This is a genomic window from Streptomyces sp. NPDC045431 (genome assembly GCF_040646655.1).
In the GTDB taxonomy this organism is placed as follows: domain Bacteria; phylum Actinomycetota; class Actinomycetes; order Streptomycetales; family Streptomycetaceae; genus Streptomyces.
Genome location: NZ_JBEZAQ010000015.1, coordinates 96,217 through 110,735 on the forward strand (window position 1 = coordinate 96,217; position 14,519 = coordinate 110,735).

Below are 14,519 nucleotides of genomic sequence, written 5' to 3' on the forward strand. Positions count from 1 at the left end.
GCTCCGGTTCAGGACGTGGCGAGGGGGACGAGCGAGGCGCCCTGGAGTTCGCGGACGGCGGCGCGGGCCACGGCTCGGGGCGTGGCGACCGGCTCGTAGTGGTTGATCACGCTGATCCAGGTGCCGTCGGCGTTCTGCATGACGTGCAGTTCCTCGCCGTCGATGCGGACGGAGTAGCCGGAGCCGTGGCCGCCTCCGTGGTGGCCCCCGTGGTGTCCGCCCCCGCTCTGCGTGGGGCCGCCCTGGATGCGGCGGCCCAGGAATATCTCGTCGAAGGGCGCGGGACCGGCGCCGTGCGCCGATGCCGCGTCGGACGGGACGGAGGCGGCCGTACCGGAAGACGCCCCACCTGCGGCGGTGGTCTCGGGCGCGGCCGTGGCACGCCCCGCGGCGGTAAGGCCGAGCGCCGCGCCGGCAGTGACGCTCATGGCCTGGCGGCGGGTGATTCTGGACATGGAAAACCCCCTGATGGTGCGGTGGTGCGGTGATGTGCTGCCACCGGGGGCTTGGTCATTTTCCCCCGGCACATGCCATGCCTATCGGGGGTTGTCGGAGCCCGGAATTCCGCAGGGGCGGGTTGGCCGTTATACGGACAACACGCCATCATTAGTACGATGTTGAACGGAATTGATCTTGCTGTTCGCAGGCACGGAAACGCCCCGGAACGGAAGTCTTGCGGCGAATGTGGCGAACTCGCGCAGGATCTTCCGTTCCGGGGCTCCGGACGTGTCCCGGGTCACGCCCGGGAAGTGGCTTGAATCAGCTTGCGTCAGCTGCGGCGCACCTTGCGCGTGGCCCGCAACCACTCCTTGTTCATGGCGGCGATCGACGGCAGCGGAATGCCCTTCGGGCAGGCCGTCGCGCACTCGCCGGTCAGCGTGCAGCCGCCGAAGCCCTCGGAGTCCATCTGGGCCACCATGTCGAGCACCCGCGTCTCGCGCTCCGGCGCGCCCTGCGGCAGCACGTTGAGGTGGTTGACCTTCGCCGAGGTGAAGAGCATCGCCGAGCCGTTCGGGCAGGCCGCCACGCACGCCCCGCAGCCGATGCACTCGGCGTGCTCGAAGGCGAAGTCCGCGTCCGCCTTGGGCACGGGCGTGGCGTGCGCCTCCGGCGCGGAGCCGGTGGGGGCGCTGATGTAGCCGCCGGCCTGGATGATCCGGTCGAAGGCGGACCGGTCCACCACCAGGTCCTTGACCACCGGGAAGGCGGCGGCGCGCCACGGCTCGACGTCGATCGTGTCGCCGTCCTGGAAGGACCGCATGTGCAGCTGGCAGGTGGTGGTGCGCTCCGGCCCGTGGGCGTCGCCGTTGATGACGAGCGAGCAGGCGCCGCAGATGCCCTCGCGGCAGTCGTGGTCGAAGGCGACCGGATCCTCGCCACGGAGGATGAGCTCCTCGTTGAGGGTGTCGAGCATCTCCAGGAAGGACATGTCGGACGAGATGTTGTCCACCTCGTAGGTGGCCATGGCGCCGGGGGCGTCGGCGTTCTTCTGGCGCCAGACGCGCAACTTGAGCTTCATGCGTAGCTCCGCTGAGTGGGGTGGACGTACTCGAAGACGAGGTCTTCCTTGTGCAGGACGGGCGCCTCGCCGGTGCCGCCGAACTCCCAGGCGGCGGCGTACGAGAACTCCTCGTCCTTGCGGGCCGCCTCGCCGTCCGGCGTCTGGGACTCCTCGCGGAAGTGGCCGCCGCAGGACTCGGTGCGGTGCAGCGCGTCGAGGCACATGAGCTCGGCGAGCTCCAGGTAGTCGACGATGCGGTTGGCCTTCTCCAGCGACTGGTTGAGCTCCTCGCCGGTGCCCGGCACCTTGATCCGGCGCCAGAACTCCTCGCGGATGGCGGGGATCCGCTCCAGCGCCTTGCGCAGGCCCTCGTCGGAGCGGGCCATGCCGCAGAACTCCCACATGAGCTCGCCCAGTTCGCGGTGGAACGAGTCGGGGGTGCGGTCGCCGTCGACGGCGAGCAGCCGGGCGAGCCGGTCCTCGGTCTCCCCGACCACGTCCCGTACCACCGGGTGGTCGGCCGTGACCGGGTCCGTCAGCGGGTTGCGGGCGAGGTAGTCGTTGATGGTGGACGGCAGGACGAAGTAGCCGTCGGCGAGGCCCTGCATCAGCGCGGAGGCGCCGAGGCGGTTCGCGCCGTGGTCGGAGAAGTTCGCCTCACCGATGGCGAAGAGGCCCGGGACGGTCGTCTGGAGGTCGTAGTCGACCCACAGGCCGCCCATCGTGTAGTGCACGGCGGGGTAGATCCGCATCGGCACCTCGTACGGATCCTCGTCGGTGATCCGCTGGTACATGTCGAAGAGGTTGCCGTACTTCGCCTCGACGGCAGCCCGTCCCATCCGCTGGATGGCGTCCGCGAAGTCCAGGTACACGCCTTGCCCGCCGGGGCCGACACCGCGGCCCTCGTCGCAGACGTTCTTGGCGGCGCGGGAGGCGATGTCACGCGGGACGAGGTTGCCGAAGGAGGGGTAGATGCGCTCCAGGTAGTAGTCGCGCTCCTCCTCGGGGATCTCGTGCGGCGGCCGGGTGTCGCCCTTCGCCTTCGGCACCCAGATGCGGCCGTCGTTGCGCAGCGACTCGCTCATGAGGGTCAGCTTGGACTGGTGGTCGCCGGTGCGCGGGATGCAGGTGGGATGGATCTGGGTGAAGCAGGGGTTGGCGAAGTACGCACCGCGCCGGTGCGCCCGCCACACGGCGGTGGCGTTGGAGTTCATGGCGTTCGTCGACAGGTAGAAGACGTTGCCGTAGCCGCCGGAGGCCAGCACCACCGCGTCCGCGAAGTGCGTGGTGATCTCGCCGGTGATCAGATTGCGGGCCACGATGCCGCGCGCCCGCCCGTCGACCACGATCAGGTCGAGCATCTCGGTGCGCGGGTGCAGCTCGACGTTCCCGGCCGCGACCTGCCGGGAGAGCGCCTGGTACGCGCCGAGGAGCAGCTGCTGGCCCGTCTGGCCGCGGGCGTAAAAGGTGCGGGAGACCTGGACGCCGCCGAAGGAGCGGGTGTCGAGGAGGCCGCCGTACTCGCGGGCGAAGGGCACGCCCTGGGCGACGCACTGGTCGATGATCTCCACCGATATCTGCGCGAGGCGGTGGACGTTGGACTCGCGGGCGCGGAAGTCGCCGCCCTTGACGGTGTCGTAGAAGAGGCGATGGACGGAGTCGCCGTCGTTGCGGTAGTTCTTCGCGGCGTTGATGCCGCCCTGCGCGGCGATGGAGTGGGCACGGCGCGGCGAGTCCTGGTAGCAGAACTGGACGACGTGGTAGCCCTGCTCGGCCAGCGTCGCACCGGCGGAGCCGCCCGCGAGGCCGGTGCCGACGACGATGATCGTGTGCTTGCGGCGGTTGGCGGGGTTCACCAGCTTCGCCTCGAAGCGGCGCCTGTCCCAGCGCTCGGAGATGGGGCCCTCGGGGGCCGCCTTGTCGACGACCGGCTCGCCGGTCGTGTAGTCGAGGTAGCTCATGTCAGCTCACCACTCCGGTCATGACGGCGACGGGTACGGAGACGAAGCCCGCGGTCAGCACCAGCGCGAGCCCGTTGGCGAGGGTCTTCAGCGCGCGGTCGCGGGTGGCGTTGCCCACGCCGAGGGTCTGGGCGGCCGACCAGAAGCCGTGCCGGATGTGCAGCCCGACGGCGAGCATCGCGACGATGTAGATCACGTTGCCGTACCAGGTGGAGAAGGTCGCCACGACGTTCTCGTACGGGTGGCCGGCCTGGGCGTTCGGGTTCACCGTGAGCGTCGTCAGGTCCAGGATGTGCCAGACGATGAAGAGCGCCACGATCACCCCGCCCCAGCGCATGGTGCGGGTCGCGTAGCTCGCGCGGCGGCGCTTGTGCGCGTACGCGGTCGGGCGCGCCTTGATGTCGCGCCGGCTCAGCTGGTACGCCGAGACACCGTGGGCGACGACGGCGGTGAGCAGCACCACGCGGGCGATCCACAGGCCCCACTCGTGGTGCAGCACCGGCGCGCCCATGGTCCGCAGCCAGTGGCCGTACGCGTTGAACTCGCCGGGGCCGAAGAAGACCTTCAGGTTGCCCATCACGTGCGCGACGAGGTAGCCGATCATGATCAGCCCGCTGACGGCCATGACCGTCTTCTTGCCGACGGTGGATCGCCAGAAGGTGCGCGTGAGGGACGGTTGTCGATCCGTCCGCGTTGCCAGAGCCATGCACTCGACGCTAGGCGGGACAGGGGTGAGAGGTCCAAGACATGGTGCCGCTGATCTCCATAGGGAGTGACTATCGAACGGGCCTATCGTGGAGATATGCAGTTCCAGCAGCTCGTCTATTTCGTGGCGGTCGCCGAGACCCGGCACTTCACGCACGCCGCCGAGCGCGTGCACGTCTCCCAGCCCTCGCTGTCCCAGCAGATCAGGGCCCTGGAGAAGGAGCTGGGCGCGGAGCTGTTCAGCCGGGCACGGGGCAACATCGCGCTCACGGACGCGGGCGAGGCGCTGCTGCCGCTGGCCCGCCGCATCCTCGCCGACACCGACACCGCGCGCCACGAGGTGCAGGAGGTGGCGCAGCTGCGGCGCGGGCGGGTGCGGCTGGGCGCGACGCCGAGCCTGTGCACCGGCCTGCTCCCCGATGTGCTGCGCACCTTCCACGACCTGCATCCGGGGATCCAGCTGCTGATCGAGGAGAGCGGCTCCCACGATCTCGTACGGGAGCTGGCGCGCGGCGCGCTCGACCTGGCGCTGGTGGTGCTGCCGCTGCCGACCCCCTCCCCCGCACTCACCACCATCGAGCTGCTCCAGGAGGACCTGGTGGTGGTGTCGTCCGCGGCCTCGCCGCCACCGCGCCGCCCGGTGCGGATCGCCGATCTGCGCGACCAGCCGCTGGTGATGTTCCGGCACGGCTACGACCTGCGGGAGCTGACGGTCGCGGCGTGCCGGGCCGCGGGCTTCGAGCCGTCGTTCACGGTCGAGGGCGGCGAGATGGACGCGGTGCTCGGCTTCGTACGGGCGGGGCTCGGGGTGGCCGTCGTACCGAGCATGGTGGCGGCCAGGGCGGGCCGCGACCTGCGGGTGACGGCCCTGGCACGGCCCGGGCTGCGCCGGACGATCGCGCTCGCGCACCGCAGCGACGTGGCACCGCCGCGGGCGGCGCGCGAGCTCCAGAAGGTCCTGCTGCGGTCTCAGACCGCGTCGGCCAGCACCAGCGAGTGGATCCGGTCGGGGGCGCCCGGGCGGGCGTAGTACCAACCCTGGGCGGTGTCGCAGCCCAGCTCCCGCAGCTGCTCGGCCTGGACGCCGGTCTCCACGCCCTCCACCGTCACCGCGAGGTCCAGGCTGTGGGCGAGGGAGACGATCCCCTCGACGATCTTGAGGTCGACGGGGTCGGCCGGGTGCCGCTGCATGCCCTGGGTGAAGGAGCGGTCCAGCTTCAGCACGCTCACCGGCAGGCGGCGCAGGTTGGCCAGGTTGGAGTAGCCGGTGCCGAAGTCGTCCAGGGCTATGTCCACGCCCATCTCGGCCAGCTGCCGCAGCGGCTTGAGCAGGTCCTCGTCGGCGCCGATCAGGGCCGACTCGGTCACCTCCAGGCACAGCGCCCCGGGCTCCAGCCCGAAGCGGTCCAGTACGTCGACGATGTCGGCGACCAGGCCGGTGTGGTGCAGCTGCGTCGGCGACAGGTTGACGTTGATCCGCAGCGGCCCGCCGTCGGAGTGGCGCCGGTTCCAGAACCTGGCCTGGCGGACCGCCTCCTGGAGCACCCAGCGCCCGAGCGGCACGATGAGCCCGGTGTGCTCGGCGAGCGGGATGAACCGGTCGGGGCCGAGCACCCCGTGCTGCGGGTGGCACCAGCGCACCAGTGCCTCGGCGCCGTGCACGCTGCCGTCGCCGAGGTGGACGAGCGGCTGGTACTCGATGAAGAACTCCTCGCGCTCCAGCGCCGCCGGCAGCGCGGTGGTCAGCCCGTGCCGGGTGATGGCGCGGGCGTCGGCCTCCGGGTCGGCACGCTCGAAGCGGTTGCCGCCCGCCGACTTGGCCCGGTACATGGTGATGTCGGCGCTGCGCAGCACCTCCGCGGAGCCGCGTTCCCCCGCCGGCCCCTCGACGATGCCGACGCTGCCGCGCACGGTGAGCTCCCGGCCGTCCAGCCGGATGGGCGTGGCGAGGGCGGCGAGGATGCGGTGGGCGAGCTCGTCGGCCTGCCGCTCGGTGTCCGTGCCGGTGGTCAGCGCCACGAACTCGTCGCCGCCGAGGCGGGCGACCATCTCCCCCGGCCGGGTCGCGACCGACTGGAGCCGGTCGGCGACCTCCACGAGCAGCCGGTCGCCGGCCGCGTGGCCGAGGCTGTCGTTGATGGCCTTGAAGCCGTCCAGGTCGAGGTAGCAGAGCCCGAAGCGGGCGCCGTCCCCGGCCGAGAGGGCCTTGTCGAGCCGCTCGAAGAACAGCGTCCGGTTGGGCAGCCCGGTGAGCGCGTCGTGGGTCGCCTCGTACCGCAGCCGCAGATTCAGCAGGCGGCGTTCGGTGGTGTCCTCCATCAGCGCCAGGGTGTACTGCGGGTTGCCCTCGGTGTCCCGCAGCAGGGAGACGGTGAGGTTGGTCCACAGGACGGTCCCGTCGCCCCGGTAGAAGGGCTTCTCGACGCGGAAGTGGTCGCGTTCGCCGCGTACGAGCTCGCCGTAGAGGTTCCAGACGTGCGGTGCGTCCTCGGGGTGGACCCACTCGGACACCTTGCGGCCGCGCACATGGCGCTCCAGGCCGCCGAACATGCGGGTGAGGGCCCCGTTGACCTCCAGCACGTTGCCCTCGAGGTCGGCGATGCCGATGCCGATGGCCGCGCCCTCGAAGACGGCCCGGAAGCGGGCCTCGGTGGCGTGCAGCGCCCGTTCGGCGAAGCTGCGGGCCGAGAGCGCCGAGCGGGCGATGGACTCCTGCTCGGTGCGGGTGCGCTCGCGCAGCGCCTGGGCGAAACCGGCGGCCAGGGCGTGCTGGAGCCGGGCGCAGCGGGCCCGGAGCTCCTCGGCGGGGAGGTCGGGCGGCCCGGGCGGGCCCGGCGGCGCTTCGGCGTCCCGGCAGTACAGCACCAGGTAGGAGTCGACCACGCCGAGGGTGCGGCTGAGCGCGTCGGGGTCGGTGCAGTGGGCGGCCACCAGGGCGGCGCCGACGCCGTGCGCGGGCGCCGGGTCGAACGGCCGGGCGTGCAGAGCGCCGCTCAGCTCCCGGGCGAGCGGCAGCAGGTGCCGTTCGAATTCGGGGCGGGTCAGCGACGTGGCCGTGACCGGGAAGATCGCCCGGCTCCAGATCGTCGCGAACCGCCGGAGTCTGTCCTCGAGGCCGTCCGGCTCCGCGCCGGAGCCGGCCCCGGGTTCCTGCGGCGGCACGCTCACGCCTTGCGCCCCACCCCTGCGAAGCCCGCGAAGGCGTATGGATCCTCCTGCTCGACCGGGCTGTCCGGCTCGGGCCGCCAGTGCGGCATCGACACGACGCCGGGCTCGACGAGCTCGAACCCGTCGAAGAACCGCGTGACCTCCTCCTGCGAGCGCATGACCAGTGGGTTGCGGATGTCGCGGTAGACGCCCACCGCGCCGCCCGCCCGCTCCTGGGGCACGGGGACGCCCTCGTACGAGGCGTGGGTGACGATCAGCAAGCTGCCGGGCGCCAGGGCGTCGCGCAGCTCGGCGACGGAGCGCTGCGGGTCGTCGGCGTCCTCCAGGAAGTGCAGGACGGCCACGAGCAGCAGTGCGACCGGGCGGTCCAGGTCGAGCAGCGCGGTCGTCTCGGGGGCGGCGAGGATGTCCTGGGGCTTGCGCAGGTCGGCGGCGACGACGGCGGCGTGCTCGTTGCCCTCCAGGACGGCCTTGCTGTGGGCGACGGCGACGGGATCGTGGTCGACGTACACCACGCGGGCGTCGGGGCGGGCACCCTGGGCGATCTCGTGGACGTTGCCGAAGGTGGGGATGCCGGAGCCTATGTCGAGGAACTGGGTGATGCCCTCGCTCACGGCGTACCGCACCGCGCGGCGCATGAACGCCCTGTTCGACTGCATGATCTTGGGCAGTCCAGGCATGAACTCCATGGCCCTGCGGGCGGCTTCCCGGTCTACTTCGAAATTGTGCGAGCCGCCCAGGTAGTAGTCGTAGATGCGGGACACGCTCGGCACCGAAATGTCGATACCCGGCGGGACCCAGGCGGGACGCTCCATCGATGTCTCCAACAAGTAGCCACGGGGGTTGCGGCCGTGTTCATGGCCGGTGTTCGAGCCGAGGCTACTGATCGCCCGCCAGGAGGGCGAGAGGAAACGGAAAATAGCGGTCCGTTCTTGGTCACACGCCTTTGGCACGTGCGGAGTTCGAGCAGCATACGGGCGGTGCGGGACGGGGTGCACGAGCGGGCGGGCCCGCCGGTCCACGCGGGGGGCGTGGACCGGCGGGCCGACGGGGTGTCCGGCCGGTGGGAGACCGGCCACCCGGGGCCGGAGGCGCGTGGGGACTGCGCTGGGCGCTCCGGCCGGCTGTGGGGGGAATGGGGGGGCGACGGGCTACTTGACGAGCTTGCCGTCGGGGGAGACGGCGAACCAGGTGCCGCCGACGCCCTGGCCGTTGGTGTCGCCGGGCTTCCTGTCGCCCGCGAAGGTGTAGATCGGCCAGCAGTCGATGGTCTGCTGCTTGATGCCGTCGGGCCGGTTGAAGGTCACGAAGCCCTTGAGCTTGACGCCCTCGGTGTCGTTCTTGTCGACGGGGGCGACCACCGGCCACTTCTTGAGGCAGTCGCCGGTGCAGGCGGTCTTCATCGGCCAGGCGGAGTCCTTCTGGAACCGGTAGACCGTCATGCCGTTCTTGTCGACGACGATCTCGCCCAGCTTGGGGTCCTTGCGGACCGACAGGCCGGCCGGGTCGGCCGGGGTGCCGGCGTCCTCACCGCCGCCTTCGCCGCCGCCCTCGCCGGTCGCGGGCTCCTCCGGCTTCTCCGCGTCGCCGGAGCCGCCCGAACCGCCGGAGCCGCCGTTGCCGGGGGCCGCCTTCTTGCCGTCGGGGGACGCCGCGTACCAGGTGCCGCCGACGCCCTGACCCTTGGCCTCGCCGGGCTTGGTGTCCTTGGCGTACCGGTACATCGGCCAGCCGTCGACGGTGAGTTGCTTGGTGCCGTCGGCGCGGGTCACCGTGCCCATCAGGGAGGCGTCGACACCGGCCGGGGGCTTGGCGCCGTCGGCGGAGACGACCGGCCAGGTCTTGGCGCACTCGCCCTCGCAGTTCGACTTGGGCGGGCTCGCCGTGTCCTTGTCGAAGCGGTAGAGCGTGAAGCCCTCGCTGTCGGTGAGGACCTTGCCGAACTCCTTGCTGTCCCAGACGGCGAGTTGACCGGCCGGCTTGGCCGCGGCGGCACCGCCCTGGGCCGCGGCGCCGGCGCCGTAACCGCCGTCGGAGCCGTAACCGCCCGCGTTCTCGGCGGGAGCTCCGGCGGGTGCGGCGGCACCGACGGCCTGGCCGTTGGGGCTCTGCGTGCCCTTCTCCTGACCGCACGCCGTCGTCAGCGCCAGCACGGCCGCCGCGGTCACCGCGAGCGAGGCGTTCCGCCAGGTCTTCATGTCAACTCCCGTTGGGTTCTAGCCGGTTGTCGGCGCCGCGTGTGCGCCGTTCACGGTCCTAGGTACGGGCGGGGAGGTGGCCGGTGTTCAACGCGGCGAGCGAAAATTTCTCCGCCGGGCAAACACAGGTCGCCGCAGAACCGCTCCTTCAGGGGAATCACCCTGGTTCGCGCCCTGCCGCGCCACCGGTCTGATCATGCTGTTCGGCGTGTACGCAATGATCGTCTCGCGGCTGGTTCCGGCCGCCACCCTCGCCTGGCTGCTGGTGGCCCCGCTGCCCGCCGCCGCCGACAGCTGCGCCCACGCCGTGATCGGGCCCTCGGGACCGGAGAACGCGGTGGCGATCGCGGGGAGCGACACCTGCACCCCGTCGCCGTCCCCTTCCCCGACGCCCACTCCCACGCCGACACCCCCTCCCCCACCGCCGCCGCCACCGCCACCGGAGCCCGTACCGCCCCCCGCGCCGAAACCGACGCCGAAGCCCAAGCCGAAGCCGAAACCGAAACCCAAGCCCCCACCGCCGGCTCCCGTACGGCTCGCGCCGGTGCCCCCGCCCCCTCCCCCGCCGCCACCGGCACCGAAACCGGCGCCGCCGTCCGTGCGGCCACCGAAACCGCCGGCTCCGGCGCCGCCGCCGTCCCCGTCCCCCGTACCGCTGCCCGCCTACCAGCGCATCGCGCCGCCGGAGCCGGACGGCGGCCCGTCCCCGGTGTCCGTGATGCTCCTGGTCACGGCGCCCGCGGTGCTCGCCGCCGCCGCGCTGCGCGGCCGCTCGTCCCGCTGATCCGGGCTCACCCGCACTCATCCGCACTCACAATCACCGACGGAGAGACGCCTTGTCGGAATGGCTTGTTCTGTCCATCGCGATGGCCGCCGCGTGCGCCGTCGTCCTCACCATCGTCGTCATCAACAACCGGCGGGTCGGCGATGACGACGATCCGAGCGAGACCCCGGACGTCATCGAGTACATGACGATGATGATCGGCGTGGTGTACGCGATCGTCCTCGGCCTCGCGATCGCCGGCGTCTGGGAGGGCCGCGGCGCCGCCCAGGACACCGTCCGCCAGGAGGCCCAGGCCCTGTACCAGGTGGACCGACGCGTCGAGGTGTGGCCCGAGGCCGTGCGCGAGGGCGTGCGCGACGACGTACGGGCGTACGTGTCCCACGTCGTCGACACCGAGTGGCCGCACATGGCCGAGCGGGGCGAGCTGACCGAGAAGGGCACCGAGCTGCTGGAGCGGCTGCGGCGGAGCGTCACCGACTACCGGCCCGCCGACGCGCACGAGGGCGAGGCGTACCAGCCGCTGGTGGACCAGGTGGCGCTCGTGGACGACGCCCGCGCGGCGCGCGCCGAGAGTGCGGGCGCCACCATGCCGGGGGTGGTGTGGTTCGGTCTGATCATCGGCGCCCTGGTCACCGTCGGCATGATCTTCATGCTCCAGATCCGGCGTACGTTCCGCGAGCTGCTGCTGGCCGGTCTCTTCAGCGCGCTCATCGCGTTCCTGCTGTTCCTGATCTGGGCGTTCGACGCGCCGTTCGGCCGCGGGGTGTCGGCGACACCCGACCCGCTCCTCGCCCTCTTTCCGCACGTGCGGAGCTGAGAGTATCCGCCGTCCGGGGGACTCCGGTGCCCCATTCGCCCGTCTGGGATCGCGGGTGTGGTACGGCGCTCCTAGCGTGTCGGGCATCGAGGTGCATATCAGACCCTTTGTGGAAATCCGTTCCGCAGCTGCCCCTCGGGACCCGGAGGATCGACCATGCGCGCGATACGTGCCGCGTCCGCCGCTCTGCTGGGAGCGGCCGCTCTCGCCCTCGCCACTCCCGCCGCCGCGCAGCAGGGCGACTTCCTGATCAGCCCGACGAGCGTGCAGCCGGGCGGCAGGATCACGCTCTCCGCCCCCGGCTGTCCGGGTACGGCCATGGCGTCGGCGGGCGTCTTCGACACGGTGACCATCCCGGCCGGCGGGTCGGCGACGGCCACCGTCGACTGGGACGCCAGGCGCGGCGCCGTCTACACGGTGAACTTCACCTGCGCGGGGGGCAGCCCCGGCTCCGTGGACCTCAGGATCGCCATGGCCACCTCCACCCCGACGACCAGGTCCACCGCCGTTCCGACCGTCACCAGAACGGCCACCGCGACGGTCGCACCCACCCGTGGCGCGCGCGGCGGCCTCGGCGGCAGCATCGGCGGCTGGCACACCGGCCAGCTCGCCCTCGGTACGGGCCTGGTGGTGGCCGCGGCCACCGGCGTCATCTTCGTGGTGCGCCGCCGGGCCGACCACCGCCGCCACTGACCGAAAGCACCGAAGCACCGAAGGAAAAGCACCCGCGGGAAGCCCGTCGCCCCGAGCCCTCAGCGAGGACTCGGGGCGACGGGCGTATTCGGCCGACCGGGAGGTTCGGCCGGTCAGACCTTTCCGCCGCTCAGGCGGCGCCGGCTGATGAACAGCCCGCCGCCGAGGGCCGCCGTGCCGACGAGCGCGGCGCCGATGGCCATCTCGGTGGAGCTCGGGGCCATGGAGCCGCCGAGGCCGCCCTGCGCGCCGCGGCCGGCGATGACCGTGAAGGTGCGGGTGACGACCAGGGCGCTGTCGTTGCACTTGACGGCCAGGTTGTACTGGCCGGGCGTGGCGTGGTCGTAGATCCGGGGGGTGGCGGCGGAGTTGCCGGAACGGTTCAGGGTCAGTGCGGTGGGAGGGAAGGCGTTGGACGTGACGCTGCCGCCGCGGTTGCACCCCGAGGCGCTCACCGCGAGCTGGCCGCCCTGGTGCACCTGCGTGGGACGGACGGTGACGTTGGTGGGACCGTTGCCGCCGGTACCACCACCGGTGGCGACGGCCGCCGGAGCGCAGACTCCGACGGCCGCGAACGCGGTGGCGGCCACCGCGAGAGCGCGTGAAGCACGCATGGTTGAACCTCCAGTGGAAGACGCCCCGAAGCGGCGCTCCGGGAAATTCGACGAGTACGTCTCTCCACGTCGAACCATCACAAGCCGGTCGGATCACCGCATTTTGGGCATTGGTCCACACCGGTGAAGCGACACACCGGCGCCGCGCCGACGGAGCTGACGGAGTCGCAGGTCACAGACCGTCAGGCCGGTGGTGGACGACTACACGTATGGGTCATCACCCGTCCGGCACCCCCGCCACCCGTTCGCGCCTCACTGATCGCCCGCCCCTTGCGCCGCCCTTACCGTGCGTACAGACGCCTCGAAGGGAGAACCATGGGTCTGGACCACACCGGCTTCGACTGGCGGAGACGCCCGCCGTGGGGCGCACTGGCCCTCGTCATGCTCACCGGTCTCGCGATGGTGCGGAACGGCGTTGACGACCAGCTCGGTCCGCCGCAGCCCGCGGCCCTGGCGACGCCTTCGGAGCGCGGTGTCGCCGCGGCCCCCACGCCGCCGGCCTCGCTGCAGACACTGGCATACGCGCCCGCGTCGCGCATCCGGATCGAGGCGGTCAACGTCGACGCCCCGATCATGGACGTGGGTCTGGACAAGGAGGGCTGGATCGACGCCCCGCCGGCCCAGGACCCGAACCTGGCGGGCTGGTACCAGAACGGCATCTCGCCGGGCCAGCGCGGTACGGCGGTCGTCGTGGGCCATGTCGACAACGAGTCGGGGCCCGCGGTCTTCTACCGGCTCGGCTCGGTCAAGCGCGGCCAGCTGGTGGAGGTCACGCGCTACGACGGCCGGGTGGCGGTCTTCGAGGTGTACGGCATCGAGGTGTTCTCCAAGCAGGACTTCCCCGGCGTGCGCGTCTACGGCGACACCGGCCACGCGGAGCTGCGCGTGATCACCTGCGGCGGCGGCTACTCGAAGGCCGGCGGGTACGACGGCAACGTGGTGGTCTTCGCGCGGATGGTGCAGGCCCGCTGAGCTCCGCCGCGCACGCACCGGCCGCCGGGGTACGTACCCCGGCGGCCGGTTTCGTACGCAGCCGTCATCTGCGCGGCACGGTCACGTGGTAGCCGGCCTCCAGCAGCCGGGGCAGATAGGTCTTCAGCGCCGCCACGCTCTGCGAGCGGTCGCCGCCCGCGTCGTGGGAGAGCACCACGACGCCCGGCCCCGCCCCGTCGAGGACCCGGCTGACGATGCTCGCGGTCCCGGGCTCGGTCCAGTCCAGGGTGTCGACGGTCCAGGCGAGCGGCTCCATGCCGAGCTCGGCGCCGATCTCGAACGAGTGCCGGTTCCAGGCGCCGTACGGGGCCCGGTACCACAGGGGCGGGGAGCCGGTGACGCGCGCGATCACGTCGCTGGTGGAGCCGAGCTCGTCACGGATGCGCGAGGGGGGCAGCTTGGTGACGTTCGGGTGCGACCAGGAGTGGTTGCCGACGACATGGCCGTCGGCGGTCATCTCGCGCAGCAGGTCGGGGCGTGCGGCGGCCAGTTCACCGCAGACGAAGAACATCGCGCGCACGTCGTACGCGCGCAGGGTGCGCAGCACGGCGGGGGTGTAGCGGGGGTCGGGCCCGTCGTCGAAGGAGAGGACCATCGTGCGGCCGGTGCCGGACATCCGCAGGAAGGGCCGCTGCCGCACCGGCGGCAGGGCGCGCCGGAAGCGGGCGGGGCTGTCCCCGGCCATGGGTTGGAGGCGGTACGCGGAGGGGGCGAGGCGCGCGCGGGCCCGCGCCTGGGGCCCGGCGGCCGCGGGCGGCGCGACGGCGGCCCGCCCCGGAGCGCCGGCGGCATCGGGGACGCCCGGGGCGCCGGGGCCGCCCGGGAGGCCCGGGGTGAGGGGGGACGTGGACGGGCCGGGCGCGGAGGTGGTGCGCCCGGGCGACGCGAACCGGTCCGATGCGAAGAGCCCGACGGTGGTGGTGGCCCCGAGCGCGGCGGCGATGCGCAGCACCATCCGCCGCCCCGTGGGCATCTGATCGTTTTTCATGATTAATAACTCGCATGGCGGATGCCCTCTCCCCCTGACCCACACCGGCCGGGGCCTCCGATTGCACTCGTTGGGACGAGTGGCGCAATCGGGGCCC

General features: G+C 72.1%; 14 protein-coding genes. 5 read left to right on the forward strand and 9 right to left on the reverse strand.

Translation table 11 applies throughout. The features are described 5' to 3' along the window. Positions 1-8 precede the first annotated feature (8 nt). From AB0A69_RS25830 to AB0A69_RS25845, 4 genes are all read right to left on the reverse strand, one after another. Entirely contained in the window at positions 9-455 is a 447-nt protein-coding gene (locus AB0A69_RS25830) for a tyrosinase cofactor (protein WP_361426591.1), read from the reverse strand. A gap of 314 nt (positions 456-769) precedes the next feature. Beyond that, positions 770-1,519, reverse strand: coding sequence for a succinate dehydrogenase/fumarate reductase iron-sulfur subunit (locus AB0A69_RS25835; RefSeq protein WP_361426594.1), 750 nt, complete (start codon positions 1,517-1,519; stop codon positions 770-772). Next, the gene (locus tag AB0A69_RS25840) at positions 1,516-3,462 is read right to left on the reverse strand and encodes a fumarate reductase/succinate dehydrogenase flavoprotein subunit (protein WP_361426597.1); all 1,947 of its coding nucleotides are present in this window, start codon (positions 3,460-3,462) and stop codon (positions 1,516-1,518) included. The genes AB0A69_RS25835 and AB0A69_RS25840 overlap by 4 nt, the downstream gene beginning before the upstream one ends. A 1-nt stretch (position 3,463) precedes the next feature. Then, positions 3,464-4,168: a succinate dehydrogenase cytochrome b subunit gene (locus AB0A69_RS25845; RefSeq protein WP_361426600.1), complete on the reverse strand. Its 705-nt coding sequence runs from the start codon at positions 4,166-4,168 to the stop codon at positions 3,464-3,466. A gap of 96 nt (positions 4,169-4,264) precedes the next feature. Here AB0A69_RS25845 and AB0A69_RS25850 point away from each other — a divergent pair, with 96 nt between their 5' ends. Then, a complete protein-coding gene (locus tag AB0A69_RS25850) occupies positions 4,265-5,197 on the forward strand; it encodes a LysR substrate-binding domain-containing protein (RefSeq protein ID WP_361426603.1) in 933 nt (310 codons plus the stop codon). On the opposite strand, the gene AB0A69_RS25855 is transcribed toward AB0A69_RS25850, so the two are convergent. The 3 genes from AB0A69_RS25855 to AB0A69_RS25865 all read right to left on the reverse strand — a co-directional run bounded on the left by AB0A69_RS25855 (position 5,137) and on the right by AB0A69_RS25865 (position 9,533). Beyond that, complete coding sequence (locus tag AB0A69_RS25855) at positions 5,137-7,329, reverse strand: EAL domain-containing protein (protein WP_361426850.1); 2,193 nt, start codon at positions 7,327-7,329, stop codon at positions 5,137-5,139. The two genes, AB0A69_RS25850 and AB0A69_RS25855, sit on opposite strands and share 61 nt — an antisense overlap. 2 nt (positions 7,330-7,331) lie before the next feature. Then, positions 7,332-8,150: an SAM-dependent methyltransferase gene (locus AB0A69_RS25860; protein ID WP_361426606.1), complete on the reverse strand. Its 819-nt coding sequence runs from the start codon at positions 8,148-8,150 to the stop codon at positions 7,332-7,334. Positions 8,151-8,486: 336 nt separating this feature from the next. Next, positions 8,487-9,533 (reverse strand): SCO0930 family lipoprotein, encoded by a 1,047-nt coding sequence (locus AB0A69_RS25865; protein WP_361426608.1) that lies wholly within the window; start codon positions 9,531-9,533, stop codon positions 8,487-8,489. A 217-nt stretch (positions 9,534-9,750) separates the two neighbouring features. Between AB0A69_RS25865 and AB0A69_RS25870 the strand changes: the two genes are divergently transcribed. The 3 genes from AB0A69_RS25870 (at position 9,751) to AB0A69_RS25880 (ending at position 11,827) form a co-directional block, all read left to right on the forward strand. Then, complete coding sequence (locus tag AB0A69_RS25870) at positions 9,751-10,317, forward strand: hypothetical protein (protein WP_361426853.1); 567 nt, start codon at positions 9,751-9,753, stop codon at positions 10,315-10,317. 52 nt (positions 10,318-10,369) lie between these two features. After that, complete coding sequence (locus tag AB0A69_RS25875) at positions 10,370-11,134, forward strand: DUF4239 domain-containing protein (protein WP_361426611.1); 765 nt, start codon at positions 10,370-10,372, stop codon at positions 11,132-11,134. Between the two features lie 156 nt (positions 11,135-11,290). Continuing rightward, on the forward strand, positions 11,291-11,827 hold the full coding sequence (locus AB0A69_RS25880) for a hypothetical protein (RefSeq protein ID WP_361426614.1): 537 nt from the start codon (positions 11,291-11,293) through the stop codon (positions 11,825-11,827). 113 nt (positions 11,828-11,940) lie between these two features. Here the strand turns inward: AB0A69_RS25880 and AB0A69_RS25885 are convergent, their stop codons facing one another. Continuing rightward, entirely contained in the window at positions 11,941-12,441 is a 501-nt protein-coding gene (locus tag AB0A69_RS25885; protein ID WP_361426617.1) for a hypothetical protein, read from the reverse strand. Positions 12,442-12,756: 315 nt separating this feature from the next. Here AB0A69_RS25885 and AB0A69_RS25890 point away from each other — a divergent pair, with 315 nt between their 5' ends. Further along, on the forward strand, positions 12,757-13,413 hold the full coding sequence (locus tag AB0A69_RS25890) for a class F sortase (protein WP_361426620.1): 657 nt from the start codon (positions 12,757-12,759) through the stop codon (positions 13,411-13,413). A 64-nt stretch (positions 13,414-13,477) separates the two neighbouring features. On the opposite strand, the gene AB0A69_RS25895 is transcribed toward AB0A69_RS25890, so the two are convergent. Then, positions 13,478-14,422, reverse strand: coding sequence for a polysaccharide deacetylase family protein (locus tag AB0A69_RS25895; RefSeq protein ID WP_361426623.1), 945 nt, complete (start codon positions 14,420-14,422; stop codon positions 13,478-13,480). Positions 14,423-14,519 lie beyond the last annotated feature (97 nt).